This window comes from Roseospira navarrensis (assembly GCF_009601025.1).
Classification (GTDB): Bacteria; Pseudomonadota; Alphaproteobacteria; order Rhodospirillales; family Rhodospirillaceae; genus Rhodospira; species Rhodospira navarrensis.
Genome location: NZ_WIVE01000029.1, coordinates 42,934 through 52,529 on the forward strand (window position 1 = coordinate 42,934; position 9,596 = coordinate 52,529).

The 9,596-nt window shown below is 69.3% G+C and carries 9 protein-coding genes; 8 read left to right on the forward strand and 1 reads right to left on the reverse strand.

The genetic code is table 11. The features are described from left to right. Nucleotides 1-17: 17 nt before the first annotated feature. On the reverse strand, nt 18-1,268 hold the full coding sequence (gene tyrS, locus GHC57_RS10525) for a tyrosine--tRNA ligase (RefSeq protein ID WP_153343945.1): 1,251 nt from the start codon (nt 1,266-1,268) through the stop codon (nt 18-20). A 172-nt stretch (nt 1,269-1,440) separates the two neighbouring features. Between tyrS and GHC57_RS10530 the strand changes: the two genes are divergently transcribed. The 8 genes from GHC57_RS10530 to GHC57_RS10565 all read left to right on the forward strand — a co-directional run bounded on the left by GHC57_RS10530 (nt 1,441) and on the right by GHC57_RS10565 (nt 9,251). Next, on the forward strand, nt 1,441-2,535 hold the full coding sequence (locus GHC57_RS10530; RefSeq protein ID WP_153343947.1) for an anhydro-N-acetylmuramic acid kinase: 1,095 nt from the start codon (nt 1,441-1,443) through the stop codon (nt 2,533-2,535). A gap of 48 nt (nt 2,536-2,583) precedes the next feature. After that, complete coding sequence (gene aptA, locus GHC57_RS10535; protein ID WP_153343949.1) at nt 2,584-3,924, forward strand: omega-aminotransferase AptA; 1,341 nt, start codon at nt 2,584-2,586, stop codon at nt 3,922-3,924. A gap of 107 nt (nt 3,925-4,031) precedes the next feature. Then, nucleotides 4,032-4,643: a methyltransferase family protein gene (locus GHC57_RS10540; RefSeq protein ID WP_343031155.1), complete on the forward strand. Its 612-nt coding sequence runs from the start codon at nt 4,032-4,034 to the stop codon at nt 4,641-4,643. A 221-nt stretch (nt 4,644-4,864) separates the two neighbouring features. After that, nucleotides 4,865-5,014, forward strand: coding sequence for a hypothetical protein (locus GHC57_RS10545; RefSeq protein ID WP_153343951.1), 150 nt, complete (start codon nt 4,865-4,867; stop codon nt 5,012-5,014). A gap of 284 nt (nt 5,015-5,298) precedes the next feature. Then, on the forward strand, nt 5,299-6,462 hold the full coding sequence (locus GHC57_RS10550; protein WP_153343953.1) for an ABC transporter substrate-binding protein: 1,164 nt from the start codon (nt 5,299-5,301) through the stop codon (nt 6,460-6,462). A 101-nt stretch (nt 6,463-6,563) separates the two neighbouring features. Then, a complete protein-coding gene (locus tag GHC57_RS10555; protein ID WP_153343955.1) occupies nt 6,564-7,448 on the forward strand; it encodes a branched-chain amino acid ABC transporter permease in 885 nt (294 codons plus the stop codon). A gap of 1 nt (nt 7,449) precedes the next feature. Further along, nucleotides 7,450-8,493, forward strand: coding sequence for an ABC transporter permease subunit (locus tag GHC57_RS10560; RefSeq protein WP_153343957.1), 1,044 nt, complete (start codon nt 7,450-7,452; stop codon nt 8,491-8,493). Next, nucleotides 8,490-9,251: an ABC transporter ATP-binding protein gene (locus GHC57_RS10565; RefSeq protein WP_153343959.1), complete on the forward strand. Its 762-nt coding sequence runs from the start codon at nt 8,490-8,492 to the stop codon at nt 9,249-9,251. Before GHC57_RS10560 ends, GHC57_RS10565 begins: the two co-directional genes overlap by 4 nt. The last annotated feature ends 345 nt before the right edge of the window (nt 9,252-9,596 follow it).

Genomic DNA, 9,596 nt, shown 5'->3' on the forward strand with positions numbered 1-9,596 from the left:
CGACCGGCCCGCGCCGCCTATCCGACCCGCACCAGCGCATGGGACTTGCGCCCGGCGGACAGCTTGATCTCGCCGCCCTTCAGGTCGCCGTCCGTCACCATGCGCCCGATGTCCTCCACCGTGACATCGTTGATGCGCGCCCCGCCGCCCTTGATGAGGCGCTTCGCCTCGCCGTTGGACGCGGTCAGGCCGACGCGCGTGAACAGCGCCGGGGCCGAGACGCCGGCGGCCAGCTCATCGGCCGGCACGGTGACGCTGGGCAGGTCCTCGCCCACGCCGCCCTGCTCGAACACGGCGCGCGCGGTCTCCGCCGCCGCCAGCGCCGCCGCCTCGCCCCGAGCCAGCGTGCTCGCCTCGTGCGCCAGGACCTTCTTGGCCTCGTTGATCTCCGCCCCGCCCAGGGCTTCCAGGCGGGCGATCTCGTCCAGCGGCAGTTCGGTGAACAGGCGCAGGAAGCGGCCCACGTCGGCGTCCTCGGTGTTGCGCCAGAACTGCCAGAAGTCGTAGGCGGGCAACTGATCCTCGTTCAGCCACACGGCCCCCTGGGCGCTCTTGCCCATCTTGGCGCCCGAGGCCGTGGTGATGAGCGGCACGGTCAGGCCGTACAGCGACACCCCGTCGCAGCGCCGGCCCAGTTCGACGCCGTTGAGGATGTTGCCCCACTGGTCGGCGCCGCCCATCTGCAGCCGGATGCCGTCGCGCCGCGCCAGCTCCAGGAAGTCGTAGGCCTGGAGGATCATGTAGTTGAATTCCAGGAACGACATGTGCGTCTCGCGCTCCAGCCGCATGCGCACCGAGTCGAACGTGAGCATGCGATTGATCGAGAAATGCCGGCCGTAGTCGCGCAGGAACGGAATGTAGGCCAGCCCGTCCAGCCAGTCCGCGTTGTTGACCATGACAGCGTCGCCGGCGCCGTCGCCGAAGGTCAGGTACCGGGCGAACACGCCCTTGATGCCGGCCATGTTGGCGGCGATCTCGTCGTCGGTCAGCATCTTGCGGGCATCGTCGCGGCCGGTCGGATCGCCCACGCGGGTGGTGCCCCCGCCCATCAGCACGACCGGGCGGTGGCCGGTTTTCTGGAACCAGCGCAACAGCATGATGGACACCAGCGAGCCCACGTGCAGGCTGGGCGCGGTGCAGTCATAACCGATATAGGCCGACACGGTCTCCGCCTTCAGCAGCGCGTCCAGCTCTTCGGCGTGGGTGCAGGCATCCACGAAGCCCCGCTCGTGGATGATGCGCATGAAGTCGGAGGAAAAGGCGGTCATCGCGTCCGGTCTCGCTCTGGTGGTCGATTGGTGGGCCTTGCGGCGGGCGTGGTCGTTTAGCACACTCCATCTGTCCCGCAAAGCGAGGTGCTCCGCCATGATTCCGTTTCCGAAAGGACTGTCCCGAACCCCGCCCGTCCGTCAGGCGTGGGTTCCGCCCCATCATCGGGCCATGCGCGATCCCGCCGCCACGTGGCTGGTCGTCGGCTTGATGAGCGGCACCTCCATGGACGGCATCGACGCGGCCCTGATCGAGACCGACGGCGAGACCGTGGCCGGCTTCGGCCCGCACCTGACCGTGCCCTATGACGACGCCTTCCGCGACCGCCTGCGGGCCAACCTGGGCCGCACGTCGCTGAAGGACGAGGAGGGCCAGCGCCTGCACCGGGACATCGCCCTGCGCCACGCCGAGGTCGTGCGGGCGCTGCTGGCGGGGGTCGAGGTCACACCCGACCTGATCGGCTTTCACGGCCATACGCTGTGGCACGATCCCATCGCCCGCCTGACCGTGCAGGCGGGAGACGCCACCCTGCTCGCCCGCGAGACCGGGCTGCCGGTGGTGGCCGACCTGCGTCAGGCCGACATCGCGGCCGGCGGCGAGGGCGCGCCGCTGACGCCGATCTATCACGGCGCGCTGGCGTCCCGGCTCGACCGGCCGGTGGCCGTGCTGAACGTGGGCGGCGTCTGCAACGCCACCTGGGTCGGCAAGCGCGGCATCGACGACATGGTGGCCTTCGACATCGGCCCCGGCAACGCGCCCCTGGACGACTGGGTGTTCCGCCACACCGGCCAGTCCTGCGACACCGACGGGCGGCTGGCGGCGGCCGGCGCGCTGGCCGAGGACCGCCTGCTGAAGATGATGGAGATCCCCTATTTCGCGCGGCCGGCGCCCAAGTCGCTGGACCGGCGCGAGTTCGACCACGTGCTGGACGCGGTCGAGGGTCTGTCGGTGGAGGACGGGGCCACCACCCTGGTCGCCCTGACGGCGGCGGCGGTGGTGCAGGCCTCGGCGCTCATGCCCATGCCGCCGCGCCGCTGGCTGGTCACCGGCGGCGGCCGGCACAATCCCGTGCTGATGGAGACCCTGGCCGGCTGGCTGGAGGTGCCCGTTGATCCGGTCGAGGCCGTGGGCTGGGACGGCGACGCGCTGGAGGCCCAGGCCTTCGCCTTCCTGGCGGCGCGCCATATGCGGCAGTTGCCCGTGACCTTCCCCGGCACCACCGGCGCCCCCTTCCCCATGGTGGGCGGCCGCATGTACCGGCCCTGAGGCGGGGGCACCCGTCCGTCCGTTCGTTCATTCCGGAGACCATCATTCATGACCGCCCAAGGCCCCGCCGCGTCCGCCCCCGCCGTCAACGACCTGTCGTCGTTCTGGATGCCGTTCACCGCCAACAGGCAGTTCAAGAACGCGCCGCGCATGCTGGTCGGGGCCCAGGGCATGCACTACACCACCGCCGACGGCCGCCAGGTGCTGGACGGCACGGCGGGCCTGTGGTGCTGTAACGCCGGGCACGGCAACCCGCGCATCGTCAAGGCGATCCAGGATCAGGCGGGCGAGATGGACTACGCCCCCGCCTTTCAGATGGGCCACCCGGCGGCGTTCGCGCTCGCCAACCGGCTGGCGGGCATGCTGCCGGGCGACCTGAACCACGTCTTCTTCACCAATTCGGGGTCGGAGAGCGTGGACACGGCCCTGAAGATCGCGCTGGCCTATCACCGCATGAAGGGAGAGGGCAGCCGCACCCGCCTGATCGGGCGCGAGCGCGGCTATCACGGAGTCAACTTCGGCGGCATTTCCGTCGGCGGCATCACCAACAACCGCCGCTTCTTCGGGACTCTGCTGAGCGGCGTGGACCACCTGCCCCACACCCACCTGCCGGACAGGAACGCCTTCTCGCGCGGCCAGCCCGAGCACGGCGCGGCGCTGGCCGACGATCTGGAGCGGCTGGTCGCCCTGCACGGCGCCGAGACCATCGCCGCCGTCATCGTCGAGCCCATGGCCGGCTCCACCGGCGTGCTGATGCCGCCGAAGGGCTATCTGGAGCGGCTGCGCGCCATCTGCGACCGTCACGGCATCCTGCTGATCTTCGATGAGGTCATCACCGGCTTCGGCCGCCTGGGCTCGGCCTTCGCCTGCGAGCACTTCGGCGTGCTGCCGGACATCGTGACCACGGCCAAGGGCCTGACCAGCGGCACCGTGCCCATGGGCGCGGCCATCGTGCGCGAGGGCATCCACGACGCCTTCATGAGCGGGCCCGAAAACGCCATCGAGCTGTTCCACGGCTACACCTACTCGGCGCACCCGCTGGCTTGCGCGGCCGCGCTGGCGACCCTGGACGTCTACCAGGACGACGGCCTGTTCGCGCGCTGCGCCGACCTGGCGCCGCACTGGGAAGAGCGGGTGCACGGCCTGAAGGGCCTGCCGCACGTCATCGACCTGCGCAACATGGGCCTGATCGCCGGCATCGAGCTGGAGCCCAAACCCGGCAAACCCACCGAGCGAGCCTTCACCGCCTTCCTGAAGTGCTACGAGGCGGGCCTCTTGATCCGCACCACCGGCGACATCATCGCCCTGTCGCCGCCGCTCATCATCGACCGCGACCAGATCGACCGCATCTTCGACACCCTGGGCGACGTGCTGAAGACGCTGGACTGACCCGGACCGGATCCCGCAAACCGCAATGCCATGCGGCCGCGGGGTGGGGGAGGCTCGTCAAACCCGGGGCCCGGCGGCCCCTCCACCGGACAAGGGAGTCCCGCGCCGTGGACTGGACCGCGCATATTCTCTACGCCCTGCTCTGGGCCAGCTTCGGCCTGGGGCACAGCGTGCTCGCCAATGCCGGCATGAAGCGGCGCATGGCCGCGCTGGGGCGGACCTACCGCCTCGCCTACAACGCGGTGGCCACGGTCCACATCGCGGTCGTGTTCGGCGCCGGCATCCTGCTGCTCGGCGACGCGCCCCGCTTCCCCCTGCCCCTGTGGGCCAGCGCGGCGATGTTTGGCGCGGCCGCCGTCGGCACCGGCCTGATGCTGTGGTCGGCCCGGTACTACGACATGGCCCGCCTGGCCGGCACCCGCCAGGTGCGCGAGCCCGACGCCCCGGAAGACGAGACCCTGCGGCTGGACGGGCCGCACCGCTTCGTCCGCCACCCGTTCTATGCCACCGGGCTGCTGATCGTGTGGGGGCTGGCGCAGAGTCCGTTCGGGCTGGCGACGGCGGTGTGGGCCTCGCTCTATCTGGTCATCGGGGCCGCCGTGGAGGAACGCCGCCTGCTCCGGCTGTATGGGGACTCCTACGCGGACTATCGCCGAAAAATCCCCGGCTTCATCCCCGCGCCGCTGCTGGGGCGTCGCCCGCTGCCGCCGAGACCGTAGGTGCGCACACGGTGCGCCGGAGAAAACTCCAACGATCTCAACCCCTTGGCGAGGCGATACGATCCGTCGAAAAAGCAGACAATTGCCGGAATTGACGGATCCGCATTTTTGCGCACGACGTGCGCTTTTTTCATTGAACCGGACCGCCCTCGTTGCTATCTTGAAATCAGCGGCGGGACACGCCGTTCATTGACCCTCAGGATAAGAAGGAGGACGCGGTCATGTTGCGGTTCCTCATCTACTTCCGGTACGGCATGTCGTTCCATGGCCCCCGGATCGGCGACCATGTCGAGTCGGAGGCGCGGGCGTTCGAGCGTGTGGTGGCGCAGCGCGTGCTGTCCATCCCGACCCCGATGCGGCCGGCGTCCTAGGCTGACCTGTCCCCAAACAGGAACATGGACCCCATGAAAGACCGGGATCGAAGGTAGAAGGCTGGCGAACCGACCATGACCGTGCATCGGCTGGCGGAGAGCCAGCCTTTTTTTATGTCCGGCCGGTCCCCATGCCCCCCTGGTCCCGACGATCCGCCCCCCACCGTCTCCGTCTCGAATCGGTTTCATCCCGCCCCGCCTTGGGCTATGGTCGCGCGCGGCCGTGCAGACGTGCGCGCGTCGTGAAAACAACCAAGCAAGAGACGCTCAGGGGAGGACGTTCCATGGTGAAACGGTTTACACGGGCCCTGATGATGGTCGGGGCGGCCTGCATCGCGCTGGGGGTGACCGCGCAGGCCCGCGCGCAGGAAGACCCCATCCGCATCGGCTCGTTCCTGGCGGTGACGGGCCCCGCGTCCTTCCTGGGCGACCCGGAACTGAAGACGCTGGAGATGTACATCCACCGCATCAACGGCGCCGGCGGCCTGATCGGCCGTCCGCTGGAACTGATCCACTACGACACCGGCGCCGACGCCAACAAGGCGCGCACCTTCGCCAAGCGCCTGCTGGAAGAGGACGAGGTCGACGTCATCCTGGGCGGTTCCACCACCGGCACCACGATGGCCGTGATCCCGCTGGTCGAGCGCGCCGAGGTGCCCTTCGTCTCGTTCGCCGGCGGCGTGGTCATCATCGAGCCGGTCAAGCCCTGGGTGTTCAAGACGCCCCACACCGACCGCATGGCCTGCGGCAAGATCTTCGAGGACATCAGGAGCCGCGGCCTGTCGCGCGTCGCCCTGATCTCCGGCACCGGCGGCTTCGGCAAGTCCATGCGCGAGCAGTGCACCCAGGTCGCCCCGGCGCACGACATCGAGATCGTGGCCGACGAGACCTATGCCCCGTCGGACACCGACATGGTCGCCCAGCTCACCAAGATCAAGAACACCGAGGGCGTCGAGGCCGTCGTCAACCCGGGCTTCGGCCAGGGCCCGGCCATCGTGACCAAGAACTTCGCCCAGCTCGGCTTCGAGGTGCCGCTGTACCAGTCGCACGGCGTGGCCTCGAAGAAGTTCATCGAGCTGGCCGGCGACGCCGCCGAGGGTGTCCGCCTGCCCGCCTCCGCCCTGCTGGTGGCCGAAAAGCTGCCCATGGACGATCCGCAGCGCCCCGTGGTGATGGGCTACAAGACCACCTACGAGGCCGAACACGGCGAGGGCTCCGTCTCCACCTTCGGCGGCCACGCCTATGACGGCCTGATGATGTACAAGCAGGCGGTCGAGGCCGCCGGCACCGCCGATCCCGCCGCCGTGCGCGATGCGCTGGAAGCCATCCAGGGCTTCATGGGCACCGCCGGCGAAGTCACCATGAGCGCCGACGATCACCTGGGCCTGGACCTGTCCGCCTTCCGGATGCTTGAAATCCGGGAGGGCGACTGGGTCCTGGTGGAGTGAGCGCCGCGCCGCACTGACCCGATCCGGGGCGGGGTCGCGCCGAAACGGGCGGCCCCGCCCCGGCCGTTCCCCGCCAGACCGGAAACCAGTTGGACCCGTCCATGCCGCCCGCCCTCGTCGAACTGCTCCAGTTCCTGTTCTCAGGCCTGACCAGCGGCGCGATCTACGCCCTCGTCGCCCTGGGATTCGCCCTGATCTACAACGCCAGCCACGTCATAAACTTCGCCCAGGGCGAGTTCGTCATGCTGGGCGGCATGGTCACCTGGGCGCTGCTCAGCCAGGGCGTCGGCCTGCCGCTGGCCATCCTGGGCGCGGTCGCCCTGACCGTGCTGATCGGGCTGGCGCTGGAGAAGCTGGCCATCGAGCGGGCGCGCAACGCCGACGTGGTGACCCTCATCATCATCACCGTGGGCGCGGGCATCTTCCTGCGCGGCCTGACCAGCGTGACCCTGGGCAAGGACCTGCACGCCCTGCCCGCCTTCAGCGGCAACGATCCCATCGACATCCTGGGGGCCACCCTGATCCCGCAGAGCCTGTGGATCCTGGGCGTCACGGCGGCGGTGATGGTGGCCCTGCACCTGTTCTTCAACCACACCCTGCTGGGCAAGGCGATCCTGGCCACCAGCCACAATCCGCTGGCCGCGCGGCTGGTGGGCGTGAACGTGAACTTCGTGCTGCTGCTGAGCTTCGGCCTGTCGGCGCTGCTGGGCGCGGTCGCCGGCATCCTGATCGCGCCGATCACCGCCACACACTTCGAGGTGGGCATCATGCTCGGCCTGAAGGGCTTCGCCGCCGCCATCCTGGGCGGGTTGGGCAGCGGCCCCGGCGCCATCGTGGGCGGCCTGCTGCTGGGCATCATCGAGAGCCTGGGCGCGGGCTACATTTCCTCCGAGTACAAGGACGCCATGGCCTTCGTGGTCATCCTGGGCGTGTTGTTCTTCATGCCGAGCGGCCTGCTCGGCAAGCGCGGCACCGAGCGAGTGTGACATGGCCGACATCCGACCCTCGGGCTACAGCAAGCACCGCAAGAAGCAGACCTACTCCCGCCGCCTGGGCACCCGCGCGACCCCGCTCCAGACCCTGATGTCGGAGCGCGTGGGCGGCATGGGCGCCCTGATCCTGGTGATCCTGGTGCTGCCGCTGCTGCTGTCCAACAACTACCAGTACGACGTCGCCATCTCGATGGGCATCAACGCCATCGTGGTGGTGGGCCTGAACCTGCTGATCGGCTACGCCGGGCAGATCAGCCTGGGACACGCCGGGTTCTATGCCCTGGGGGCCTATGCCTCGGCCATCCTGACCACGCGCTACGGCCTGCACGGCGCCCTGGCCATGCCGCTGGGCGCGATCGGGGTGGGCCTGATGGCCTATGTCATCGCGCGGCCCATCCTGCGCCTGTCCGGGCACTATCTGGCCATGGCGACCCTGGGTGTGGGCATCATCATCAACATCGCCATCAGCCGCGAAGCCTGGCTGACGGGCGGGCCGGACGGCATGTACGTGCCCGCCATGCAGGTCGCGGGCGTGGAGCTGTACGGCGGCCAGATCTGGTACTGGATCGTCGCGGCCTTCCTGATCCTGGCCGTCTGGCTGGCGCTGAACCTGATCGACAGCCCCATCGGGCGCGCCCTGCGCGGCCTGCACGGGGCCGAGGTGGCGGCCGAGACCAGCGGCGTGGACACCACCCGCTACAAGGTCATGGTGTTCGTGATCTCGGCCGTGATGGCCTCGGTCGCGGGCTCGCTGTCGGCGCACTTCTCCGAGTTCGTCACCCCCGACAAGGCGAGCTTCTTCCACTCCATCCTGTTCGTCACCATGGTCGTGTTCGGCGGCATGGCCTCCACCTTCGGGGCCGTGGTGGGGGCGGCGGCGCTGACACTGCTGCCGCAGTTGCTGGCGGACTTCGCGTCCTATGAACACATGATCCTGGGCCTCATCATGATGGTGGTCATGATCTTCATGCCGAAGGGTCTGGTGCCCTCGCTGGGGGCCCTGGCCCGCCGCCGCCGACGGCAGGAGGCGCGGTCATGAGCCTGCTGCGCGTCGAGGGCCTGGGCATCCGGTTCGGCGGGGTGCAGGCCATCCAGGACCTGAACTTCGCCATCGAGGCCGGCACGATCCATTCGATCATCGGCCCGAACGGGGCCGGCAAGACCACCCTGTTCAACCTCATCACCGGCGTCTACCGCCCGACCGAGGGCGCGATCTTCCTGGACGACACGCCCATCGCCGGTAAGAAACCGCACGATCTGGCCCGCATGGGGCTGTCGCGGACCTTCCAGAACCTGCGCGTCATGATGAACATGAGCGCGCTGGACAACGTGATGATCGGCCGGCACCTGCACCTGAACCGCAACCTGCTGGCCTGTCTGGTGCGCTGGCCGTCCATCACCCGGGGCGACCGCGCGGCCCGCAAGACCTGCACCGAACTGATGGATCTGGTCGGCCTCAGCGCCTACCGCGATGCCGAGGCCAACGCCCTGCCCTACGGCGCGCTGAAGCGGCTGGAGATCGCCCGCGCCCTGGCCGCCGAGCCGCGCCTGTTGCTGCTGGACGAGCCGGCCGCCGGCCTGAACGCCGCCGAGACGCGCGAGATCGACGAGGTCATCGTGCGGGTGGCCCAGTCGGGCGTGACCGTGGTGCTGGTCGAGCACGACATGAAGCTGGTGATGGGCATCTCGGACCATATCCTGGTCCTGGACCACGGCCGCAAGCTGGCCGAGGGCACGCCGGAGACCGTGCGCAACGACCCGGCCGTGATCGCCGCCTACCTGGGCGCGGTGGCCTGAGACGGATCGGCGATGAACCGGACTCGTCCGGTTCGTCGCTTCCGCCGCTTCGCGGCGCCGGCCCCGTCGGGCCGGCCGGCTTGGCGTCACGACACCAAGGCCAGACGTCTTCCTGAGCGCCCGGCGGGCGCGAAGGATCTCGGACCGGGACGGGGATGGGCCTGCGGTGACGACCTCCCGAGATCCTTCGCGGCTTTCAGCGGCTCAGGATTGTCTGTTTGATTTGTGGCATTGTGGAGATGCCGGGTTGCGGGGCCCCGGGTGGCCACCCGGGGCCCCGCACCGGATCGTGTGATCGTCTCAGGATGGGGTCTTTGCCCGTTGTCATCGTGATCCGCGATCCGG

Coding starts and splice junctions, on each gene's coding strand:
- tyrS (WP_153343945.1), bottom strand. CDS start 1,268: ATGACCGCCTTTTCCTCCGACTTCATGCGCATCATCCACGAGCGGGGC.
- GHC57_RS10530 (WP_153343947.1), top strand. CDS start 1,441: ATGCGCGATCCCGCCGCCACGTGGCTGGTCGTCGGCTTGATGAGCGGC.
- aptA (WP_153343949.1), top strand. CDS start 2,584: ATGACCGCCCAAGGCCCCGCCGCGTCCGCCCCCGCCGTCAACGACCTG.
- GHC57_RS10545 (WP_153343951.1), top strand. CDS start 4,865: ATGTTGCGGTTCCTCATCTACTTCCGGTACGGCATGTCGTTCCATGGC.
- GHC57_RS10550 (WP_153343953.1), top strand. CDS start 5,299: ATGGTGAAACGGTTTACACGGGCCCTGATGATGGTCGGGGCGGCCTGC.
- GHC57_RS10555 (WP_153343955.1), top strand. CDS start 6,564: ATGCCGCCCGCCCTCGTCGAACTGCTCCAGTTCCTGTTCTCAGGCCTG.
- GHC57_RS10560 (WP_153343957.1), top strand. CDS start 7,450: ATGGCCGACATCCGACCCTCGGGCTACAGCAAGCACCGCAAGAAGCAG.
- GHC57_RS10565 (WP_153343959.1), top strand. CDS start 8,490: ATGAGCCTGCTGCGCGTCGAGGGCCTGGGCATCCGGTTCGGCGGGGTG.